Source organism: Bacillus sp. GW823-FHT06A11 (assembly GCF_058795355.1).
Genome location: NZ_JBXAHS010000007.1, coordinates 107964 through 130497 on the forward strand (window position 1 = coordinate 107964; position 22534 = coordinate 130497).

Genomic DNA, 22534 nt, shown 5'->3' on the forward strand with positions numbered 1-22534 from the left:
GAACCTTTTTGTTTAATCAAATTTTAATTTTTTTAATGCGTCTGCGAACGGGTTATTTAATGGTTCTTCTTCTTTTTTCTGTTGTTTCATATATTTTTGAACGTCGCGTTTATCGGCTTTGTTTCCAGATTCTTTTTTACGTCGCTCTTGGAATGTTGATAATTTCTCACGATAGCCACATTTACATGCGAAAATTTGGCCTGCACCTTCACCACGTAATTCTAGTTTCTTCTTACATTGTGGACAGCGAGCGTTTGTTGTACGAGATACATTTTTACGATGACCACATTCACGATCTTGGCATACGAGCATTTTTCCCTTTTTGCCGTTTACTTCTAGCATTGGTTTACCGCAATCTGGACAAGACTTCGTTGAAATGTTGTCATGTTTATATTTTTTATCACTCGATTTAATTTCAGAAACAATTTCTTTCGTATAGTTCTTCATTTCAGAAATGAATACTTCTTTTTTCAGCTTACCTTTTGCGATAGCCTCAAGTTTTTGTTCCCATTCACCAGTTAGTGTAGGGGATTTTAACTCTTCTGGTACTAAATCAAGTAACTGACGGCCTTTTGAAGTAATATGAATATCTTTGCCACGTTTTTCAATTAAGAACGAATTGAATAGCTTGTCGATAATATCAGCACGTGTCGCTACAGTACCTAATCCACCAGTCGATTTTAACGTATCAGCAAGTTGTTTATTTTGCGTATCCATATATTTTGTAGGATTCTCCATTGCTGAAAGTAAAGTTGCTTCATTAAAGCGTGCAGGTGCTTTCGTTTGGCCTGATGTTTGCATAAGTAACTTTACAGTTAATGTATCGCCCTTTTCAATGTGAGGCAGAAGCTGCTCTTTTACGTCATCAGTTACATCATCGTCTTCAAATCGATTTTCGTATACTTCCTTCCAACCAGCATGTAAAATCGTTTTTCCACGTGCAATGAACGTTTCACTACCAACTTTGGTACGTAATGTTAGTTGCTCGTATTCGAATGCTGGGAATAAAACAGCTAAGAAACGCTTTACAACTAAATCATAAATTTTGCGTTCTTTATCTGTGAATGCTGAGAAGTTAACGTATCCTTCTGTTGGAATAATCGCATGATGATCGCTTACTTTACTATCATCAACAAATGATTTGTTAGGTTTGATAGGCTTTTGTAATACTTTATGTGCGAAGGGACGGTATTCTCCAACACCACATGCTTTTAGACGTTCTGGAAGTGTTCCAACGATATCAGATGAAATGTAGCGTGAATCTGTACGAGGGTACGTTAGTACTTTATGCTGTTCATACAATTTTTGCATAATATTTAATGTTTCTTTAGCAGAGTAACCGAACTTTTTATTTGCATCACGTTGCAATTCAGTTAAATCGTAAAGACCAGGAGAGAATGACTTCTTCTGTTTCTTATCAATTTCCACAACAGTAGCATTATGTTTATCTAAACTTTTTACAATACCATCGATTTTTTCTTTATTAAAACTACGGCTATTGCCATTTGCATCTTGCCAAGTAAGTTTGAGCTTCTCCATTGTTTGAGCTTCGATGCCGTAGTAAGTTTGAGCTTTGAAGTTCTTTATTTCATCCTCACGACTAGCAATCATAGCGACAGTAGGCGTTTGTACACGGCCACAATTTAACTGAGCATTAAAGCGAGTTGTTAAAGCACGAGTTGCATTAAGACCGATATACCAGTCAGCTTCTGAACGCGCAACTGCTGAAGCATATAAATTGTCATATGCCTTACCTGGTTTTAAATTTGCAAAACCATCTTTAATTGCTTTATCGGTTACAGAAGAAATCCATAAACGTTTGATTGGTTTATTTAGCTTAACTTTATCGATAATCCAGCGTGCGACTAATTCCCCTTCACGTCCAGCGTCTGTTGCTACAATAATTTCATTTACATCTTTTCTAAGTAGCTGACTTTTTACAGCATTAAATTGTTTACCAGTTTGTTTAATAACCGTTAATTTCAAACGCTCAGGTAGCATCGGTAAATCTTCTAAATTCCACTTTTTATATTTCACATCATAACTTTCTGGATCTGCTAATGTAACGAGATGACCTAAAGCCCAAGTTACAATATATTTATTACCCTCAAGATAGCCGTTTCCTTTTTTATCACACTTCAGTACACGAGCGATATCTCGTGCAACGGAAGGTTTTTCAGCGATTACAACGCTTTTTGACATATTAAAAACATCCTTTCAAATTTCCATAAGTTAAATATAGCATACATCTTCTTGAGATTCAGTTTCGCTCCATATTTGAGCTGTTTTTAATGGAGTGAACAAAATCCCAACTGATTAAAGTTTCACTTTATCAGTTGCTTCTATATTAAATAGAAAAGTAAAGAACTTGTTATTTTACTAGAATAAGAGTAGACTTTGAAGTAGATGAATAAGAAACACATGGGAGTTTGTGGATACAAACTGAGAGTATGGCTACTAGTCCGTCATTGACCATTTGAACCTGTTGGATAATGCCAGCGTAGGGAGAGTGTAAAAGCACATGTTCAGGCACTTTGCGTACGCGCAAAGTGTCTTTTTGTGTATCTCCCATCATTATAGTTAGGAGATGAAAAGGATGAATATGAAAGAAATTAGTAAAGTAGTGGATTTGGTGAGAGAATCTAATCCACTCGTTCATAATATTACAAATGTTGTTGTAACAAATTTTACTGCTAACGGTTTGTTGGCACTTGGGGCATCGCCTGTAATGGCGTATGCAAAAGAAGAAGTAGCAGAAATGGCGAGCATTGCTGGAGCGTTAGTATTAAATATGGGGACACTTCGTTCTGAAGAAGTAGAAGCGATGTTACTCGCGAGTAAATCAGCAAATGCGAACAATGTGCCAGTACTGTTTGATCCAGTTGGTGCAGGAGCAACTTCGTATCGAACAGAAGTTGCGAGACATATTCCGGCTGAAATCGATTTAGCGATTATCCGCGGAAATGCAGCTGAAATAGCAAATGTTATTAATGAAAAATGGGAAATTAAAGGGGTAGACGCTGGTACTGGAAAGGGCAATGTTGTAAGCATTGCAAGGCAGGCAGCAGACGAATTGAATACAGTTGCGGTCATTACTGGAAAAGAAGATGTTGTTACAGATGGAGAGCGAACTGTTCTTATTCGAAACGGTCACCCTATTTTAACGAAAGTTACGGGAACAGGGTGTTTACTAACTTCAGTAATAGGAGCATTTGTAGCAGTTGAAAAAGATTATGTAAAGGCAACTGTAGCAGCATTAACGTTTTATGGTGTAGCTTCGGAACTGGCAGCTGCTAAAACAGTAGAAAAAGGGCCAGGTAGTTTCCAAATTGAATTTTTAAATCAATTAGCGAATACAACTTCAGCTGATATAGAGAAATATGGGAAGATTGAGGAGTTAGAGTAAGGGGGATGAAACACATGATGCGCATTGAAACAAAGAAAATGTCTAACCTATTGCAAGTGTATTTTATTATGGGAAGTAATAACTGCACGAGGGATCCTTTAGCTGTATTGAAAGAAGCGTTAGATGGTGGAGTGACACTTTTTCAGTTTCGCGAGAAGGGGGAAGGTTCTTTAATCGGAGGAGATAGAGTGCGCTTTGCAAAAGAATTGCAGACGCTTTGTAAGGAATATAGTGTTCCTTTCATTGTAAATGATGATGTAGAATTAGCCATTGAATTAGATGCAGATGGTGTTCATGTAGGACAAGATGATGAAGGGATTACATCTGTTCGTGAAAAAATGGGAGATAAAATTATCGGCGTATCTGCTCATACAATTGAAGAAGCACGCTTTGCAATCGAAAATGGAGCAGATTATTTAGGCGTTGGACCTATTTTTCCAACGAGTACGAAAAAAGATACGAAAGCGGTTCAAGGAACGAAAGGATTAGCTTATTTTAGAGAACAAGGAATTACAGTGCCAATCGTTGGTATTGGTGGGATTACAATTGAAAATACAGCGGCAGTTATAGAAGCGGGTGCGGACGGTGTTTCAGTTATTTCAGCAATTAGTTTAGCTGAATCTGCGTATGAAAGTACGAGAAAATTAGCTGAAGAAGTAAAGAGAAGTTTGTAGAAAAGGACATGTAGTATTTTAAGTGCTACATCGAGAAGTAGACTGCCCAAAAAATTTAAACAAACATTTGATTAAAAAAGCACAAACCTTTTTAAATAAGGGTTTGTGCTTTTTCTTTAAAACATAATAGAAATTAAAAGCATTCCAATGCCGATAGAAGTAAATGTTGCAATTAAGCCTGGAATCATAAAGCTATGATTTAATACGTATTTACCGATACCTGTTGTACCAGTACGGTCAAAGTTAATGGCAGCAACGATTGTTCCATAGTTCGGAATGAAGAAATATCCATTTACTGCAGGGAACATCGCAATCAGTAGCGCTGGTGGAATACCAAGGGATAGTCCAAGTGGCATTAAGGCACGTACTGTTGCTGCTTGGCTGTACAGTAAAATAGATAGAATGAATAGTGCGATGGCAAATAGCCAAGGTGCACTTGTTACTAAATGCTGAATAGATCCTTGAATCATATTTAAGTTTCCATTAAAGAAAGTATCTCCCATCCAAGCGATACCGAAAATAGCAACAACTGCTGTTGCTCCTGCTTTAAAGACGTTACCAGACACAATGCTTTCTACATTTGGTTTACAGAAAATAATAATAAGAGCCGCGATAGTTAACATAACCATCTCAATTGTGTTCGGCATGGAAAGACGAGCTAACTTTCCATCAACTATCCATCCTGGGCGAAGTGTTTCAAATGAACCAAGAAGTACAACAAGGAAGGTTCCTACTAGGAAAAGGATAACTGATAATTTAGCGCCCTTTATACCTACAAATTCTTTTTTCTCTTCAAGCTTAGGAATCATTCCTTCTTTTAATCGTTTCAAGTATTCAGGGTCTTCATTTAATTCTTTTCCCATCTTACTAGCAACGAATGCTGCTAACATACAAGCAATGAAAGTAGAAGGAATACTCACTTTTAAAATATCTAATAAAGTGATTTTATAGTCAGCTAACATTGCTAAAAGAGCAACTGTGGCAGCTGAAATTGGACTAGCTGTAATTGCTTGCTGAGAAGCGATTACGGCAATCGACATTGGGCGTTCCGGTCTAATCCCTGATTCACGAGAGACTTCTGCAATAACAGGAAGTACAGAATAGGCAACGTGACCAGTACCTGCACATAGTGTGAATAAATAAGTAACAATTGGAGCAAAAAAAGTAATACGCTTTGGATTTTTTCGCAATGCTTTTTCAGCTAGATGAACAAGATAGTCCATTCCTCCAGCAGCTTGCAAAGCACCAGCGGCTGTAATTACTGCCAAAATCATAAGCATTACATCGATAGGAGGCGCGGTTGGTTGTAAGTGGAAGACAAAAACGAGTATTGCCATACCAACTCCACCCATTACTCCTAAACCAACTCCGCCTAGGCGTGCACCAATAAAAATACAGAGTAACAAGGTAAGAAATTGTAGCCAAAACATGATAAACTACCTCCGAAATTCATTAGTTAAGATATATTCGAATAGTTTAATTTGAATGAAAATTAAATAAATACCCGAAGAAATCCTTGTTATTTATACATTTTTTATTATATAACACAAAAAAAGTAACATTCACGTACTTTTTGAAATTATTTCGAAAAAGCAATGCATTAAAAATTTGTATTTATATCTCTAAATAAGTAGACATTTTGATTTATATGTTGTAATCTTTGAAAGAGAATAAATTAATTCTCATAGAACTCCCATATCGTTCAACTCGTTCAGCGAGAAAGGCAAACTGATGGAAACATGAGGACGCAAAACTACAGGAGCTAAGGTCGAAAGGCTATGCTAGCCAGTTACCGGACGGATAGGGTTGGTCTTGGCCAATGCTTTTACATTGGCTTTTTTTTATTCTCGAATATATTGAGAATCATTTTCAAACAAAATATTCGTATATTTTGTTTTTTTGTTATGTTAATTAAGGAAGGTGGATATTAATGAAAAAATATTGGCATAAGTTATCGTTCCTTCAAAAGAACGTCTTATTAACCGTATTAGTTATTTTGACACTTGTTGGAAGTATGGGTGCGTTAAGTTTCAACATGTTTCAAAATAGTATGATGTCTTTATTTGAAAGGCAGTCTATTGAAACAGGAGAAATAGTATTGAAAAAATTGGATGTAGAATTAGTTAGAGACATGGCGAAAGATCCTACAGCCGAAAAAGTGAAAAAAGAAAAGTTAACAGAGAAATTAGATGAAGTGTCAAAAGAATTGAAAAGTGTTGGACAAACGTATGTTACAGGAGCAAAGCCGAATGAAAAGCGAGAATTACAACTCGTTGGTTTGACTACAGAGTTAACAAATGCGTTCCCTATAAAGCCGGGAGATTATTATGAACAACCCGCTCATTGGATGAAGGCATACGATAAAGTCATTGATACGAAAAAGGCCCAAATGACAGAAGTATATGAAGATGAAATAGGTTCGTGGGTAACAATATTAGAACCAATTACAGATGGAGAAAACAATATTGTTGCAATTATTGCGGCTGACTTAGATGCTTCCATTGTTCCTATTACAAAAGAGAAGTTTATGATACAGGGCTTACTCTTTATCATTATTTCATTAGCGATTGCGACTATTACTCAATTCTTTATCGTGCGTCACTCGTTAGCGCCATTAAAAGATTTACGAGAAGGGTTACGTAAAATTGGTGAAGGTGACTTGAGTATTAAATTAAAAGAAAGACCAGATGATATTGGAATTATTAATGTTTATTTCAATAACACGATTGAAAAATTTAAAGGGATTATAGATAAAGTAAGGCAAACTGCTGAGCAAGTTTCTTCTTCTTCACAAGAATTGTCGGCGAGTACAGAGGAAAACAGCATGGCAGTTCAAGAGATTGCAAGTTCTATTGAAGGTTTAAGAGTAGGGGCACAGTCTCAAAAAACTTCAGTACAACAATGTTTAGGAATTGTACATGGAATGGAAGATAAGGTAGAAGAAATAACTGGGGCTGCAAAACAAGTTGCGGTTGCTTCTGAAGGTATGGAGCAACATTCAATTGAAGGTAATGAAGTGATTGGACAAATTATTAATCAAATGAGTTTAATTCAAAATGCAGTACAAGATTTATCTTCCATCATTTATTCGTTAGAAACAAGGTCAAAAGAAATTAGTGATATCGTAACTGTAATTACAGGTATTTCAAATCAAACCAATTTATTAGCTTTAAATGCTTCTATTGAGGCTTCACGTGCTGGAGCAGCTGGGAGAGGGTTTGCAGTTGTTGCTGATGAAGTACGAAAATTAGCAGAACAAACGGAAGCGTCTGCTAAAGATATAGCGAAATTAATTGGTGAAACACAAGCTGAGACAGAAGATGCTGTAGTTTCAATGCAAAAAGGTTCAAAAGAAGTAGAAACTGGAATTTCACTTGTTCAAAGTAGTGGAGATTTCTTTGAAAAAATCTCCAAATCAGCGCAATCTGTTACAGATCAAGTAAAAGCTGTTTCGGGTAATTCGAGTGACATTTTACAAAATAGCCAGAATATCGTTCAAGTCGTAAATGAATTATCACATATTGCAAACACTTATGCCAACAGCAGTAGTAATGTTGAAGAAAGCATGAAAGAGCAAGAAATATCAGTACAAGTTATTGCAGAATTAGCGACTTCTTTAAGTTGGCTTTCTCAGGAATTACAAGAGCTTATTGGTGAGTTTAAAAGCGAATAAGGAGAAAGTTCAATTCTAATCAAAGGGGATATCTCCGCTATTGATTATGAATTGAACGAATCTGCCCGTTAATAAGGGATGAAAAAGGTGTGAATTTTCACACCTTTATTATATTTAAGAGAGGAATTTACATAAATATGAAATTAGCAATTTCTTATAATGAGATGGTAAAAGAATTTTTAGGGAAAGTAGAAGGAAGTATTAAAATACCTAAAGATGTGCAAGGAACGGAACTTAGGATAAAAAGGAAAACTGAACTATTTCCAAATTTGACTCACATTGTAGATTTAATAGGAGCGACTGCAACGTGGTTATATCATATTTCTAAAGAAAAACATATTGTCGTGCTTTATCATGTAAGAGGAAGTTTATTTCCGATTACTATTGAAGTTTCTAATTTTCTCTCCTATGAAAGTTTGAATTTACAGATTGAAGAGCAACTGGAACAAATTAAAGAAATGAATGAGGAAGAAATAGAAGAGTTTCAAAACGGTAATACATTATATGAAATGTCACCTATTATTATTGGTGAAACATATTATGAGCTACAAGACACGAATACATTACAATTTGTATTTAGTAAAAATATGCAAAGTGTAGAAATAATATTTAATAGTGTTAATTGGAAGGAAACAACGATTACTCGTTATGCACAACAAATACAAGGTGTTTTAATTGGTACATCACAAAATAAGAATAATTATATAAAAAATTTTAATATTATTACAGAGGCCGAGATGGCACTTTATAGTCAAGTGAATGATACGACAGCAGTATATCCTGAGAAAAGTATCGTCGATATGTTCTATAATACTGTTACTCAATTTCCAAATCGTATAGCTTTATCTTCAAGGGAAGGTACTTTAACTTATGAGGAGCTAAATAAAAAAAGTAATCAAATAGCTCATATGTTAATTAAAAATGGCGTCCAATTAGGAGACTATGTTGGAATATTTATGAAACGTAGCATAGACACAGTAGTAAGTATGGTAGCTATATTAAAAGCTGGTGCAGCGTATGTTCCGATTGATCCAGATTATCCGGAAAGTAGAATACAGTACATTATTCAAGATAGCCAAGCGAAAGTTATATTGATGAAAGAGACGCCTATAACATGTGATGGGGTTCAAACAGTTTCAATGTATGATAGTGAAACTTGTGAAGATATAGATGTAAAGTTGTCTATTCATTGTGATGATGTAGCTTATATGATTTATACATCTGGTTCAACAGGGAATCCAAAGGGAACGATGTTAACACATAGAGGCGTTGTTAATCTGTACACTTGGATGCAAAAGCAATATGAATTGACAGAAGAGGATGTATTTGCCCAATTTCCTTCCTTTAGTTTCGATGCTTCTGTATGGGAGTCATTTGCTTCTTTATTCTGCGGAGGAAATTTGTATGTATTATTAGAGGAAGAGCGATTGTCTGTAGAAGCATTTGCAAATGCAATCTATAAAGTGAAAGCAACTTCGATCTTGGCATTAGCAACAATTTTTGTTCGACAAGTAGCAACTTATTTAGCAGAAGAAGATATATATAAGCTAGCTTCCCTAAAAAGAATTGCGATTGGCGGTGAAATGTTGCCTGTAGAGGTTATTAAATTGTGGAGAGAAAGAATAGGTACAAATGTTGAAATTCATAATGTATACGGACCGACAGAATGTACTGTAGTGACGACAACCTATAAAATACCTAGTCAGTTAAATGAGGATGTTGCGAGTATTCCCATTGGTAAACCATGTGCTAATTATCAAGTTATGATTTTGGATGAGAATATGAATCTTTGTCCAATTGGTGTACCTGGTGAATTATATATAGATTCAGTAGGATTAGCAAAAGGGTATTTTAATAAGCCTAATAAAACAATTGAAGCTTTTATTCAGAACCCTTTCAATCCTATAGTTAATATATATAAAACAGGTGATATTGTTAAGTTGTTAGAGGATGGAAATATAGAATTTTTACATCGGAAAGATGATCAAGTAAAGATTAGAGGACATCGTATTGAACTAGGAGAAATCCAAAGTAAAATTTCTCAAAATCATAATATAAAAGAAAATGCTGTTTTTGCTAAGAAGAGTAAGGAAGGTAGCCAATATTTAATCGCGTTCTATACAACTTTAAATAAAAAAGAAATACCAGAATTAGTTTATCAGTTACAAGAGCAATTACCAGATTATATGGTGCCATCTAAACTAATTTATATTAATGAATTGCCACTTACACCTAATAAAAAGATTGATGTTAAGAAGTTAGCTCAGCTAGAAGAAAAGTATGAACCGGTTCGTCTACAAGAATATGTTGCACCTTCTAATAAAGCAGAGAAACAAATAGCGCGCGCTTGGGCGGAAGTATTAGGAATTTCAAAAGTTGGAGTACATGATGATTTCTTTACAATTGGTGGACATTCATTAAAAGTATTACGAGTCTTAACATTGTTAAAAGAAGATTTTTCACATTTAACAATTCAAGATTTCTTTAAAGAAAGAACGATATATGGATTAGCTCGAATTGAGCGAGAAGTAAAAGTAGAGAAAGAAGAAGTATTTCGTGAATATAAAGTGATTCACGAACCAGATACTATTACGTATGCAAACGTTTTGGAAGAAACCCAGATTTTAAATGTCTTTTTAACAGGAGCTACTGGTTATTTAGGATCACACATATTATATGAATTGTTGAGAGATACATCTGCTACTATTTATTGTTTAGTAAGACCAACCAAAGATGTGCAACAAAGAATTATAGATACATTAACAGGCTACTTTAGTGATATATGTGAAGAATGGTTACAGCGTATACAGGCCGTAGCTGGTGATCTGGGGGAAGAGTATCTTGGGATGAGCGAAGAAGAATTTATGTTCATCAGTTCTAAGATGGATACGATAATTCATTGCGGTGCAGATGTAAGACATTTTGGAGATGTAAAACAATTTGAAAATATAAATGTCCAAGGAACTAGCCGTATGCTAGCATTAGCGGAGAAAGGTGCTACATTCCATTTTATTTCTACAATTGGTATCCCGTTAGAATTAGCGGTAGATCAATGGGATACATACATGAAAACTGGTGATTTTAATTACAGTGTAGACTTAGAGAATGTATATTCAAATAGTAAACTACAAGCGGAAAACATTGTTCGTGAAGCAATGAAAAATGGTTTGCGCGGAAATATTTATCGTGCAGGTAATTTAGCATGTCATTCAGAAACAGGTTCGTTCCAACAAAATATTGAAGGAAACGCATTTTATCGTCTTATTAAAACAATGCTATTAATTGGGAAAGCACCAAATGTGAAGTGGAAAGTTGATTTCACACCAATTGATTTTGCTAGTAAATCAATTGTATCGTATTTAAAAGATTCGCAAATTGTAGGAGAGACGTTACATATTTGTCATCCACAGCAAATTGAGTTTGAACAATTTATACAGTTAATTGGAGAGTGTGGATACAATCTTAAAATGGTTCCACTTTCAGAATATGTAAATACCGGACTTGAATTAGCGAAGGAAAATGAAGTAATAGCAGAGTTAATTGCTTCTCAAGTTGCAGGAGATGGAGCGCAGCAATCTGAAATTGTAATGGGTACGCGTAGAACGAATGAATGGATTAAGAAAAAAGAATTGATAGTACCAGCAATCAATAAAGAATTTATACAGCAGTTATTAGCTCATGGTGAAAAAGTTGGATATTTTCCAAAAATAATGAAATGATTATGCATGCTTTTGTTTGTTCAATAAAATAAATCATGCTACAATGAAAACGAATTAAGGACCGGGGAGCCAATTGGCTGAGAGGATGTAAGTAAACATCGACCCTCAACCTGATCTGGATAATGCCAGCGTAGGGAGTTACTTAAAGTGATGTAGCATATGTTATTCTATAATAACTTGCATACAAGGCTTTCCTACGCAGTAGGAAAGCCTTTTCTTATTTTTGAAATCTAATTTTATAAGGGGGATTTTATTATGTCACAACAAGTTACAATGTCATTTTCAGTAGTACCACAAGCGAAAACGAAAGATGTATATTCTGTTGTCGATAAAGCAATTGAAGTTGTGCAACAATCGGGAGTTCGTTATGAAGTAGGGGCAATGGAAACAACTTTGGAAGGAGAATTAGATGTACTTCTTGATGTCGTTAAACGTGCACAACAAGCTTGCGTCGATGCTGGAGCAGAAGAAGTGATTACTTCTATTAAAATCCATTATCGTCCAAGCACTGGTGTAACGATAGATGAAAAGGTTTGGAAGTACCGTGATGAATATGCAAAACCAGAAGCAATCTAAACTTATTACAACTATTTGGCTTATCCTTCTCATTGCGATATGGGAAGGATCTGTTTCATTATTTAAAATCGAACCGTGGATTTTACCAAAGCCTTCTGCCATTGTTCAAGAATTAATTGGGATGAAAGATTTACTATTACCAAATACGATGCAAACACTGCAGGAAGTTATAATTGGACTATTCTTTGCAATTTTATTGGGGACGAGCATCGCAATTATTATGGACGTTATACCGTTATTTCGTATTTTAATAAATCCATTGCTCGTTATTTCGCAAACAATTCCAATTGTTGTACTTGCACCGCTATTTATTATTTGGTTTGGATATGGGATGTTGCCGAAAGTAATGGTCGTAATACTCGTTTGTTTCTTCCCAATTGCGCTTAGTATTTTAGAAGGTTTTCAAACAGTAGATAAAAACATGTTGAAGCTGTTACAAACAATGAAGGCGACAAAATGGCAAGTTTACCAGAAAGTAAAATTTCCAGCAGTGCTTCCATACTTTTTCTCCGGTTTAAAAATTGCAGTTACATATAGCGTAATGGGGGCAATTATCGGAGAATGGCTCGGTGCAAGTGAAGGATTAGGCGTTATGCTTACGAGGGCTACAAAATCCTTTTTGACTGCCCGAGTATTTGGTGTTGCAGCAATCATCGTTATAGTGACATTATGCCTGTATTTTATCGTAGAGTTTATGGCAAGAATAACAGCACCATGGATATATAGAAAGGACGGCAGAAAATGAAAAAAGGTTTGAAAGTTATGTTAGCTGCCTTAGTAGCGGTAGGTGTGGCTGGATGTAATCCGGCGAAGAAAGAAGAAAGTGCAAGTAAAGATCAAAAAGTAAAAGTAGTATTAGATTGGTTTCCAAATACGAATCATACTGGCTTGTATGTAGCGCAAACGAAAGATTATTACAAAAAGCAAGGATTAGATGTAGAAATTATTCAACCAGGTGACAATGTAACAGCAGAGCAAATGATAGCATCAGGAAAAGCAGACTTCGCAATAAGCGCACAAGAAAATGTAACATTAGCTCGTGTGGAAGGAATTCCTGTTGTATCTGTAGGAGCGATTATTCAGCACAACACTTCAGCGTTTGCATCGCTTAAGAAAGATAATATGACGTCACCGAAAGATTTTGAAGGTAAACGTTATGGCGGCTGGGGAGGACCAGCGGAAGAAGCGACATTAAAGACGATTATGGATAAGCATCAAGCTGATTTTAATAAAGTTGAAAAAATCATCTTAGGACAAACAGATTTCTTTAAATCAATCGGCCGTGATGCAGATTTCGAATGGATTTATTACGGTTGGGATGGTATTGAAGCGAAGCGCCAAGGAAAAGAGTTAAATACGATTATGGTGAAAGACTTAGATCCAGCGCTTGATTTCTATAGTCCTGTTATTATTACGAGTGAAAAACATACGAAGCAAGATAAAGACTTTGTGAAAAAGTTTATGAGTGCAACAACAGAAGGTTATAATTTTGCAATTAAGGAACCGAAAGAAGCTGCTGATATTCTAATTAAAGCTGTTCCAGATGTAAATAAAGATTTAGTTCAAGAAAGCCAGAAATGGTTAAGTACGAAGTATCAAGATGATGCGAAAGCATGGGGAGTACAGAAGGAAGAAATTTGGACGAATTACATGAATTTCTTATATGACAACAAAGTTATTAAAAAGAAAATCGATGTAAAAGATGCTTTTACAAATGAATTCCTTCCAAGTGAAAAATGAGCGGATTACAAATAAAAAATATAGTGAAATCTTTCGACGGAAAGAATGTATTAGAGAATATTAGTGCCTCTATACAAGAGGGAGAGTTTGTTTCTTTTGTAGGACCGAGTGGTTGCGGGAAAAGCACATTATTAAACATGATTGCAAATGTTGAAAAACCAACAAGCGGGAACGTAATGTATAAAGATAAGCAAGTACAAGAGCAAGATGTTGTTAGTTATATGCCACAACAAGATTTATTACTACCGTGGCGATCAGCTTTGCAAAATATCGTTCTTCCGTTAGAAATTGAAGGAAAGCCGAAAAAACAAAGGCTGACAGAAGGAATGGAAGCATTAAAGCAGTTCGAACTAGATGAATATGCAGACCATTATCCAGATGAATTGTCTGGTGGTATGCGTCAAAGAATTAGTTTTCTGCGCACATATTTATGTGAAAAGCCAATTATGCTGCTTGATGAGCCTTTTGGAAAGTTAGATGCATTTACAAAAATGGAAGTACATAGCTGGCTTTTAAACTCTTGGCATCAAGAGAAGCAAACAATCGTTATGGTGACACATGACTTAGATGAGGCAATCTTGCTTTCAGATCGCGTATTTATTTTATCTCAAAGACCAGCATCAATAGTTGGCGAGGTACAAGTGAAATTACCTAGACCGAGAACGATGGATATGTTAACATCACTCGAATTAAAAAAGGATAAAGAAGAGATTTTAAGTGTGTTAGCTCCTTATATGAAAAAATAGAAAAAGCCTTTTAACAGTTTTTAGTATAATTACTGTTAAGAGGCTTTTTTATAATATGAAAAGATGGAGAAGGAACAAAAGGGAAAATAGAGAATAGAATATAACAGAGTAGTTTATACTCTTAATATAACAAATGTTAAAGGAGTGAAAGGATAAAATGACTTTATCAACTGTTCTTCAAATGGTTTTAGCTTGATAGGGGAGAAGTCTGCCCATTTTTTAAGATTAAGCTAAATTGAAGACAGCAGGTAAAGAACCTTAATCCTTTTTTACGATAATATGTAATGGGTAAGGTGTATTCACCTTACCCATTTTTATATGCATAATTAAATAAGGCTTCATACTGTTGGTCTCTCTATTTAGCTTATGGACGATAAGTAAAGGAGAGAAAACAATGAGTATATTAACAGTAGAAAATTTAAGTCATTCGTATGGTGAGAAAACCATCTTATATAATGCATGCTTTCGATTATTAAAGGGGGAGCATGTTGGGTTAGTAGGGAAAAATGGGATTGGAAAATCAACACTGCTAAGAATTTTAACAGGAGAACTTATACATGATGATGGGAACATTGAATGGTTTCCACATGTGAAGGTTGGATTTTTGCAGCAGCATATAGATTTACAAGAAGGAATAACAATTGAAGGATACTTGCAAAGTGCATTTTCTAACTTGTATGCGATTGAATACGAAATGTTAAAAATTGCAGAAGAGATGGCTGAAGCAGTAGAAGTAGAAAAATTGTTAGTAAGGTATGGAGAGTTACAAACTATATTGGAAAACTCTAATTTCTATCAAATTCATACAGAAATTGAAGAAGTGGCAATTGGTTTAGGGCTGTTTGAAATAGGATTGGAAAAGGATGTTTCAAAGTTAAGTGGAGGACAGCGGACAAAGTTATTACTAGGAAAGCTTCTTCTAGAAAAAGCTGATGTTTTATTGCTAGATGAACCAACGAACTATTTAGATACAGCACATATAGAATGGTTGCAATCGTACTTGAAGTTGTATGAAAAAGCTTATATTATCATTTCGCATGACGAAGTATTTTTGAACAATATTACGAATGTCATTTACCATCTAGAAGAACGAAAAGTTAAGCGATATGTAGGGGATTATGAAAAGTTTTTACAAAGTTATCAATTGCAAAGGAAACAATTACAATCGGCGTATGCGAAACAACAAAAAGAAATTGCTCAGTTAGAAACATTTATTCAAAAAAATAAAATTCGAAAAGCAAAACAGGCAAAAAGTCGAGAGAAAGTATTGGAGAAAATGCAAAGGGTTGAAAAGGTTAATAATGTACCTCGGTCCCGTTTTGCTTTTACTGTTTATAATGAACCAGTAAGTCGTATATTACAGGCTGAGAAACTAAGAGTGGGTTATAGTGAGCCGTTATTTCCAGACTTGAATTTACAAGTGAAAAAAGGAGAAAAGATAGCTGTTGTTGGTCATAATGGTATTGGAAAAACGACAATGTTAAAGACGTTATTAGGTCAAATAAAGCCGCTAAGCGGTTCAATTTTTGTTGGGGAACGAGTAAATCCTGCTTATTTTGCACAGGAAGAGTTTGCTTCAGAAATAACACCGTTAGAGAAAGTTTGGACAGAACGACCAGATATGACAAAGAAAGAAGTGCGCCAAGCATTAGCGAAGTGTGGATTGAAAGAAGAACACGTATTAAAACCTATTCGTTTATTAAGCGGTGGAGAGCAAACGAAAGTGCGTTTATGTGAACTTATCGTAACGAAAAGCAATGTTTTAATTTTAGACGAACCGACTAATCATTTGGATGTAGAAACTAAGATGGCTTTACAGGAAGCGTTACAACAATACAAAGGAACAGTTTTAATTGTCTCACATGAACCTTCTTTCTATGAATCGTGGATAACAAAAGTGTGGAATATAGAAGATTGGAATGCTGAACAATATGAATAAAGAAAAGGCATTAGCTTTTATGAGCTAATGCCTTTTCTTTGTGATTAACATGATTTTCGAGAACTCTTACATGAGAATTGTATGAAGAAGCACTCTTATGGTGCGCTTATAAGCGTGCTTTTTCTTTTGTTATATTTATAATAATACGAAAGCCTTTCCCTAACAGGTGACTATCTTTCTTTATATATATAGATAGTTCAAAATGGAATGAAAATAATTCCTATATGTAAAGGATAATGTGGATATTATAGGAAGACAATAGAAATTAAAGGAAATTCATGTAAAATTCAAATGAACTTCATATAAACTTCATATTAGAAACTAAATATAATTATAATAAGTTATTGTAATGTATTTGATTTTTCGTAAAATTAAAAGTTTGAATTTAGGAGGTATTGCTCGAACCTAAATTCAAACTTTAGTGAAATAATTAATGGATATTACGTCTAGTTTTCGCTAATGACGGCATTTAAAAGTTCGGCAGGATTACCTGTTCCTGCACCACCAATTGTAATAGATCCGCCAGGAGGAATTTCGCCATTCCATCCTGCGTTCGTAATTACATAATGATTATTTGTTTTACTATTAATTTTAGAATCCCAAACTTGTGTTAAATTGCCGCTATAATCAAATTCTAATTTCCAATTTTTAATAGGGGTCGTTCCATTATTTTTGATTATAATCGAGAAGTTATAACCGCTGCCCCAATTCGAAGTGACTGAAAATGTAGCAGTGCCATTTCCATCAGGAGGTGTCGTATTAGCTTCATCTGTTTTGACAGTAAGAGCGGTAGGTTGTGATTTATTTCCAGAAGCATCTTTGGCAATTACTGAAAATGTGTATTCCGTATTAGGTTTTAAGTTTTTAATTGTAATGCTATTTGTTGTTGAACTCCATTTTTCTTCTCCGGCAGTAATTTCGTATTCAGTAACGCCTACGTTATCAGTGGATGCAGTCCAACTTAATTGAACTGAGCTTGAATTTTTATTCGTAACTACAATATTTTTAACATTTGTTGGTGGCTCAGTATCTTTTTGACTAATAGGTCCACCAAGTAATTCTTTTACTAGCGTATCAAGTAATTTTGGACCACTACAACTATATTTTGGACTTGTACGGCAATCCCCGCTTAGTTCCCAAAACATTGCTCCACTTAAACCCTTCGTCTTTATATAGTCTGTTTTATATTTCATAGATTCATTATCATCGTAGCTAATAAATGTGCCTGTAGTCGCATTATATAAGTAAGGTACTTTAGCTGTGTCATTCCAGTAGCGTACAAAACCATTTTTATTAACGTAATTGGCTGCTAAATCACCGTAATCATACACACCTGTGTCACCGGTAGAATAATCATCCCAAGTACCTTTAGAAGCAAGTTTCCCATCACTACCTGGTTTGCAAGGTTGATATTGTCCGTTATTTTCTTTTCCACAACTTTTCCAGCCACGTCCGTAAAAAGGTACGCCTAATACTAGTTTATCCACTGGAACACCTTCATTTGTATAAACATTTATAGCACCATCTACGTAAAAATTCGTATTTGCTGCTGGGTCATTTGGATCCTTGTATAGAGCTGCATTATGATTAGAAGTAGCTTCCCATCCACCGTGGAAATCATATGTCATAATATTAATCCAATCGAGTATTTGAGAAATTTTCTTTAGCTCTGTATGATCAGCGTAGCGTTGACTTGCACCTGACGCGATTGTTAGTAAATATTGTTTGCCATCTTCAGCACCTGCTTTATTCAAAGCATTTCGGACGTCTTGAAGAAGAAGAGTGAAATTTTGTTTATCTTCAGGACGATAACTACCACCAGGAATCGTTTCAACGCCCGGATATTCCCAGTCTAAATCTACGCCATCAAATCCATATGCGCGAAGAAAAGCTACTGTAGATTCGGCAAATACTTTTCTTGTCTTTTCATCAGCGGCCATATCAGAAAAGCGGTTAGACCAAGTCCAGCCACCAACGGAAATTATTGTTTTTAAATGAGGATATTTAGCTTTTAATCGTTTTAGTTCTCCGAAATTTCCGCAACGGGCATATTTATCGCAATCTTCCCAAGTTGTACCTGAGCCAGGATACGATTTGGTAACATCAGCCCATGGTTCACCGAGTACGAGAGTACCATTAGGAACCTCTTTATTTTGCAATGGTACACCAGATTCTTTACAGTTCCACGTTTGTTTATTTGGATTATCCGGATGGGTAGAAGGATTTCCATGTTTTCCATTCCAACAAATATCCGCGAAAGCATAGTTAAGGTGAGTAAGTTTTGATGCATCAATGTCAGCAACTTGATAATTACGTCCGTAAACGCCCCACGAAGGAAAGTACCCAACAATTTTTTGACTTTGCTTTGGTGAATCTGCTAATGCGAGATTTGGAGTAATAAAATTTGTGAGAAAAAGAGGTAAGAAAAGTAGTAGAGATAGTAATAGCAGTTTGAATTTTTGAGACCTCATAGCCATTTCTCCTTTCAAAATAAAAGATATATTTAAAGGCATACGCCAATAAATCAAAATGAATCTAGACGTATGAAACGTCTAGATAAAATGATCAGACATCACGAAGTCTATACAAGGGAGCTGGGGGGTGATTAAATCGTAACAAATGTAAGATTTAGTGTAAACGCTTTATTAAGTTGAAAAAGACTTTCTCAATACAAAAAGGCTTGAATACAAACTATATATGAAAACGAAAGGTCGGTATGGGAGGAAATAGCTCATTATAAATAAATTTGAGAAAAAATTGTATGGAGCCAATTATTAAAGACGTAGAAAGATAAGGAAATATCATGTAAAATAATAGTAAAAATATGTAAAGGAGGGAATAGTGTGGATGTGTTTTTGAACATTGCTGAAGAAAAAATTCGACAAGCAATACGGAATGGTGATCTTGATTATCTTCCGGGAAAAGGAAAACCACTACAATTAGAAGATTTTTCAATGGTACCTCCAGAACTTAGAATGAGTTATAAAATTTTAAAAAATGCGGGAATGATTCCACCAGAGATGGAACTACAAAAAGATATATTAAAAATAGAGGATCTAATTGCCTGCTGTTATGATGAAGAAGAGAGAAAGAAATTACGAGAAGAGTTAACAATAAAAACGTTACGTTTTCAGCAGGTAATGGAAAAGAGAAAAATTAAAGATAGTTCAGCTTTTCGTATGTATCAAGACAAAGTATTTCGTAAATTACGCTAAGAGGGATAAGATGACTACATTTAAAACGATAGAAGAAATAGCGACCTATATCGAAGAACAACAATTGGTACTTCTGTTTATTAAAACGGAAAATTGTGGTGTTTGTGATGTTATGCTAAGAAAAGTAAATTGCGTATTAGAGAATTATGATTACGTAGAGAAAATAGAGATATTACTACAAGACATGCAAGAGATTGCGGGGCGATATGCCGTATTTGCAGGACCGACAATTTTATTATTTTATAATGGAAAAGAGATCCTTCGAGAATCGCGCTTCATTTCACTTGAAAATCTAGAGAGAACCATTCAATTATTCGAGGAATAAGGGAGGATTTTATATGGAATTTATTATCGTCATACTATTATTTGTTGTAGTTGGAATAATCGTAACAGCAGTTCGATCGAACAAAAAGAAGGTAAATCTTACAAAACAAAATAACATTCATAATTCATCTAACAGCTCATCACCATTATTTTTCTTTGCTGGATCTGATAATGATAGCTCGCATGATGGTGGCTCACATGATTGTGGAGGGTCTTTTGGGGGAGATAGCGGAGGAAGCTGCGGTGGCGGTGGTGATTGATGAAAATGCGCCTTATATAGGCGTATTTCTTTTTAAACAAACGTTTGATTAGTTGGCTTACATATTGCATAAACACAGTTAAACAAACGTTGGATTAATATTTTTAATATACTAAGGGGAATGGAAATGAAAAGGGAACCGAAAGTGAAAAATAAGGGGAAAGTAGTGTTATTTTTATTAGCTGCGGGAGGCGTATTTCTTGTTAAATTAGCATTTAAATTTGGAACGATACATATGATTCGAACTTGGTTTGAAAGTACGTTTTCTTAAATAAGGAATATATCCTCTTGCGATAGAGGTTTTTGATTTGTTATTATTAGACTGAACGGTCGGTTTAAAGAGGTGTGAATATGAGAAGAAGCGCAGAAGAGATAAAGAAAGAAATTGCATATAAAGCAGAAAGTCTATTTTCACAGAAGGGCTATGCAGCTACATCTATGGAAGAGATTTGTGAAATTACAGAGCGAAGTAAAGGAAGCATTTATTATCACTTTAAAAGTAAAGAAGAATTATTTTTATTTGTAGTGAAACAGCATACGTATGATTGGGTTGAAAAATGGAATGAAAAAGAGAAGTTGTATAGTACTAGTACTGAAAAACTATATGGTCTCGCGGAATATCATGTAGAGGACATACAGCAACCAATTTCAAATGCAATAGAGGAATTCTCTATGAGCCAAGTTGTAAGTAAAGAGATTCTGGATGAACTGTTAGCTTTAACTAGAGAATCATATGTTATGTTTGAGAAATTAATTGAAGCAGGTATACAGTCTGGAGAGTTCCGTGAAGATAATGCTCGTGATCTTATGTATATTGTGAACGGATTATTATCAGGGCTTGGAGTACTTTACTACGAGTTAGATTATAAAGAGCTGAAACGTATTTATAAAAAGGCAATAGATGTATTGTTAAAAGGAATGGCAGCTGAATAATAAGTCAGTTGCTTTTCTTACAAAACAAATTAGACCGAACGGTCGGTTTATGGAAGGGGAATGAAAGTGAAAGCTTTATTTAAAAACCGAGCATTTATGCTCGTTATGGCATCTGATATTTTACAACAATTTGCAATTTGGATCAGAAATATGGCTCTTTTATATTTCATAATGGAGCGGACAAATAATGATCCAGTTTCAGTGTCTCTATTATCTGTCATGGAGTATGCACCTATCTTTATTTTCTCGTTCATTGGTGGTGCATTAGCAGATCGCTGGAATCCGAAAAGAACAATGGTCGCTGGAGATGTGTTGAGTGTACTGTCTATTATAGGAATTGTCCTGTTGTTAAAGCTGGATTATTGGCAGGCTATATTTTTTGCAACACTCATTTCCGCGATTGTAGGTCAGTTTTCTCAGCCCTCATCTTCGCGTATATTTAAGCGCTATGTAAAAGAAGAACAGGTAGCAAATGCGATTGCATTTAACCAAACATTACAGTCATTATTTCTAATTTTTGGGCCAGTGGTAGGATCGCTTGTGTATACACAACTTGGTTTATTTACGTCACTATATAGCTTAATCATTTTATTTTTGTTATCTGCTATCGCCCTTTCATTTTTACCAAAATGGGTTGAAAAAGAGCAAGTGGCGAGAGATTCATTAAAAAATGATATAAAAGAAGGTTGGAAGTATGTTCTTCATACGAAAAATTTACGTATGATTACGATTACTTTTACAATTATGGGTTTAGCTGTTGGATTAACGAATCCATTAGAAGTATTCCTTGTAATTGAACGTTTAGGCATGGAAAAAGAAGCTGTTCAATATTTAGCGGCAGCTGATGGAATAGGTATGTTACTTGGTGGTATTGTTGCTGCAGTTTTCGCTTCAAAAGTGAATCCGAAAAAGATGTTTGTATTCGGTATGGGTATATTAGCGATTTCATTTTTAGTAGAAGGGCTATCTACATCATTTTGGATTACTAGTTTCATGAGATTTGGAACAGGTATTTGTTTAGCTTGTGTTAATATTGTTGTCGGTACGCTTATGATTCAACTTGTACCAGAAAATATGGTTGGAAGAGTAAATGGGACGATTTTACCACTGTTTATGGGGGCAATGCTAATTGGAACTTCATTAGCTGGAGGATTAAAGGAACTAACTTCACTAGTTACTGTGTTTTGTATAGCAATGGCACTTATTTTATTAGCGATAGGGCCAGTTCTACGTATGCAAATAAAGAAAGAAGATATCGCTAATAAAGAGGCACTAACAAATTCATTAGCTTCAAAATAACTATTGTAAGGGAGCAATATTGCTCCCTTTT

The 22534-nt window shown here is 35.0% G+C and carries 18 protein-coding genes and 3 riboswitches; of the genes, 15 read left to right on the forward strand and 3 right to left on the reverse strand.

Annotated features, from left to right (window positions below; translation table 11 throughout):
• Positions 1-12: 12 nt before the first annotated feature.
• Positions 13-2202 carry a DNA topoisomerase III gene (gene topB / locus AC1Q8L_RS25345; protein WP_000047278.1) on the reverse strand — a complete coding sequence of 730 codons (2190 nt, stop codon included), beginning with the start codon at positions 2200-2202 and terminating at the stop codon, positions 13-15.
• A 209-nt stretch (positions 2203-2411) separates the two neighbouring features.
• Positions 2412-2524, forward strand: a riboswitch (TPP riboswitch).
• Positions 2525-2596: 72 nt separating this feature from the next.
• Between topB and thiM the strand changes: the two genes are divergently transcribed.
• On the forward strand, positions 2597-3406 hold the full coding sequence (gene thiM, locus AC1Q8L_RS25350; RefSeq protein ID WP_001056117.1) for a hydroxyethylthiazole kinase: 810 nt from the start codon (positions 2597-2599) through the stop codon (positions 3404-3406).
• Between the two features lie 14 nt (positions 3407-3420).
• Positions 3421-4080: a thiamine phosphate synthase gene (thiE, locus tag AC1Q8L_RS25355; RefSeq protein ID WP_000984531.1), complete on the forward strand. Its 660-nt coding sequence runs from the start codon at positions 3421-3423 to the stop codon at positions 4078-4080.
• A gap of 116 nt (positions 4081-4196) precedes the next feature.
• On the opposite strand, the gene AC1Q8L_RS25360 is transcribed toward thiE, so the two are convergent.
• Positions 4197-5510, reverse strand: coding sequence for an anaerobic C4-dicarboxylate transporter family protein (locus tag AC1Q8L_RS25360; protein ID WP_000498703.1), 1314 nt, complete (start codon positions 5508-5510; stop codon positions 4197-4199).
• Positions 5511-5792: 282 nt separating this feature from the next.
• Positions 5793-5877, forward strand: a riboswitch (cyclic di-GMP riboswitch).
• 133 nt (positions 5878-6010) lie between these two features.
• On the opposite strand from AC1Q8L_RS25360, the gene AC1Q8L_RS25365 reads away from it, so the two are divergent.
• From AC1Q8L_RS25365 to AC1Q8L_RS25395, 7 genes are all read left to right on the forward strand, one after another.
• Positions 6011-7753 (forward strand): methyl-accepting chemotaxis protein, encoded by a 1743-nt coding sequence (locus AC1Q8L_RS25365; protein ID WP_492339515.1) that lies wholly within the window; start codon positions 6011-6013, stop codon positions 7751-7753.
• 137 nt (positions 7754-7890) lie between these two features.
• Entirely contained in the window at positions 7891-11472 is a 3582-nt protein-coding gene (locus tag AC1Q8L_RS25370; RefSeq protein WP_098311786.1) for a non-ribosomal peptide synthetase family protein, read from the forward strand.
• Between the two features lie 52 nt (positions 11473-11524).
• A riboswitch (TPP riboswitch) is annotated at positions 11525-11626 on the forward strand.
• Positions 11627-11727: 101 nt separating this feature from the next.
• Positions 11728-12048: an MTH1187 family thiamine-binding protein gene (locus AC1Q8L_RS25375; RefSeq protein WP_000082906.1), complete on the forward strand. Its 321-nt coding sequence runs from the start codon at positions 11728-11730 to the stop codon at positions 12046-12048.
• Positions 12020-12793, forward strand: coding sequence for an ABC transporter permease (locus AC1Q8L_RS25380; protein ID WP_001057164.1), 774 nt, complete (start codon positions 12020-12022; stop codon positions 12791-12793). Before AC1Q8L_RS25375 ends, AC1Q8L_RS25380 begins: the two co-directional genes overlap by 29 nt.
• Complete coding sequence (locus AC1Q8L_RS25385) at positions 12790-13788, forward strand: ABC transporter substrate-binding protein (RefSeq protein WP_000715573.1); 999 nt, start codon at positions 12790-12792, stop codon at positions 13786-13788. Before AC1Q8L_RS25380 ends, AC1Q8L_RS25385 begins: the two co-directional genes overlap by 4 nt.
• Positions 13785-14534 (forward strand): ABC transporter ATP-binding protein, encoded by a 750-nt coding sequence (locus AC1Q8L_RS25390; RefSeq protein ID WP_000016079.1) that lies wholly within the window; start codon positions 13785-13787, stop codon positions 14532-14534. The genes AC1Q8L_RS25385 and AC1Q8L_RS25390 overlap by 4 nt, the downstream gene beginning before the upstream one ends.
• A 394-nt stretch (positions 14535-14928) precedes the next feature.
• A complete protein-coding gene (locus AC1Q8L_RS25395; RefSeq protein WP_000025948.1) occupies positions 14929-16473 on the forward strand; it encodes an ABC-F family ATP-binding cassette domain-containing protein in 1545 nt (514 codons plus the stop codon).
• Between the two features lie 446 nt (positions 16474-16919).
• On the opposite strand, the gene AC1Q8L_RS25400 is transcribed toward AC1Q8L_RS25395, so the two are convergent.
• Complete coding sequence (locus tag AC1Q8L_RS25400) at positions 16920-18944, reverse strand: glycosyl hydrolase family 18 protein (protein ID WP_001257468.1); 2025 nt, start codon at positions 18942-18944, stop codon at positions 16920-16922.
• A gap of 372 nt (positions 18945-19316) precedes the next feature.
• Between AC1Q8L_RS25400 and AC1Q8L_RS25405 the strand changes: the two genes are divergently transcribed.
• The 6 genes from AC1Q8L_RS25405 (at position 19317) to AC1Q8L_RS25430 (ending at position 22503) form a co-directional block, all read left to right on the forward strand.
• A complete protein-coding gene (locus AC1Q8L_RS25405) occupies positions 19317-19688 on the forward strand; it encodes a DnaJ family domain-containing protein (RefSeq protein WP_000382370.1) in 372 nt (123 codons plus the stop codon).
• A 10-nt stretch (positions 19689-19698) separates the two neighbouring features.
• Positions 19699-20013 (forward strand): thioredoxin family protein, encoded by a 315-nt coding sequence (locus tag AC1Q8L_RS25410; protein ID WP_000206512.1) that lies wholly within the window; start codon positions 19699-19701, stop codon positions 20011-20013.
• A gap of 13 nt (positions 20014-20026) precedes the next feature.
• Entirely contained in the window at positions 20027-20272 is a 246-nt protein-coding gene (locus tag AC1Q8L_RS25415; protein ID WP_000394364.1) for a hypothetical protein, read from the forward strand.
• Between the two features lie 126 nt (positions 20273-20398).
• Positions 20399-20542, forward strand: a complete 144-nt coding sequence (locus AC1Q8L_RS25420; RefSeq protein ID WP_000817981.1) for a hypothetical protein — start codon at positions 20399-20401, stop codon at positions 20540-20542.
• A gap of 80 nt (positions 20543-20622) precedes the next feature.
• The gene (locus AC1Q8L_RS25425; protein ID WP_001254447.1) at positions 20623-21204 is read left to right on the forward strand and encodes a TetR/AcrR family transcriptional regulator; all 582 of its coding nucleotides are present in this window, start codon (positions 20623-20625) and stop codon (positions 21202-21204) included.
• Between the two features lie 66 nt (positions 21205-21270).
• Positions 21271-22503, forward strand: a complete 1233-nt coding sequence (locus AC1Q8L_RS25430; RefSeq protein ID WP_000645358.1) for an MFS transporter — start codon at positions 21271-21273, stop codon at positions 22501-22503.
• Positions 22504-22534 lie beyond the last annotated feature (31 nt).

Bases quoted from the DNA above. Each gene is read 5' to 3' on its own strand.
- AC1Q8L_RS25380 (WP_001057164.1), top strand. From the start codon at position 12,020: ATGAATATGCAAAACCAGAAGCAATCTAAACTTATTACAACTATTTGG.
- AC1Q8L_RS25415 (WP_000394364.1), top strand. From the start codon at position 20,027: ATGGAATTTATTATCGTCATACTATTATTTGTTGTAGTTGGAATAATC.
- AC1Q8L_RS25375 (WP_000082906.1), top strand. From the start codon at position 11,728: ATGTCACAACAAGTTACAATGTCATTTTCAGTAGTACCACAAGCGAAA.
- topB (WP_000047278.1), bottom strand. From the start codon at position 2,202: ATGTCAAAAAGCGTTGTAATCGCTGAAAAACCTTCCGTTGCACGAGAT.
- AC1Q8L_RS25385 (WP_000715573.1), top strand. From the start codon at position 12,790: ATGAAAAAAGGTTTGAAAGTTATGTTAGCTGCCTTAGTAGCGGTAGGT.
- AC1Q8L_RS25425 (WP_001254447.1), top strand. From the start codon at position 20,623: ATGAGAAGAAGCGCAGAAGAGATAAAGAAAGAAATTGCATATAAAGCA.
- thiE (WP_000984531.1), top strand. From the start codon at position 3,421: ATGATGCGCATTGAAACAAAGAAAATGTCTAACCTATTGCAAGTGTAT.
- AC1Q8L_RS25410 (WP_000206512.1), top strand. From the start codon at position 19,699: ATGACTACATTTAAAACGATAGAAGAAATAGCGACCTATATCGAAGAA.
- AC1Q8L_RS25400 (WP_001257468.1), bottom strand. From the start codon at position 18,944: ATGAGGTCTCAAAAATTCAAACTGCTATTACTATCTCTACTACTTTTC.
- AC1Q8L_RS25365 (WP_492339515.1), top strand. From the start codon at position 6,011: ATGAAAAAATATTGGCATAAGTTATCGTTCCTTCAAAAGAACGTCTTA.
- AC1Q8L_RS25420 (WP_000817981.1), top strand. From the start codon at position 20,399: ATGAAAAGGGAACCGAAAGTGAAAAATAAGGGGAAAGTAGTGTTATTT.
- AC1Q8L_RS25370 (WP_098311786.1), top strand. From the start codon at position 7,891: ATGAAATTAGCAATTTCTTATAATGAGATGGTAAAAGAATTTTTAGGG.
- AC1Q8L_RS25360 (WP_000498703.1), bottom strand. From the start codon at position 5,510: ATGTTTTGGCTACAATTTCTTACCTTGTTACTCTGTATTTTTATTGGT.
- AC1Q8L_RS25395 (WP_000025948.1), top strand. From the start codon at position 14,929: ATGAGTATATTAACAGTAGAAAATTTAAGTCATTCGTATGGTGAGAAA.
- thiM (WP_001056117.1), top strand. From the start codon at position 2,597: ATGAATATGAAAGAAATTAGTAAAGTAGTGGATTTGGTGAGAGAATCT.
- AC1Q8L_RS25390 (WP_000016079.1), top strand. From the start codon at position 13,785: ATGAGCGGATTACAAATAAAAAATATAGTGAAATCTTTCGACGGAAAG.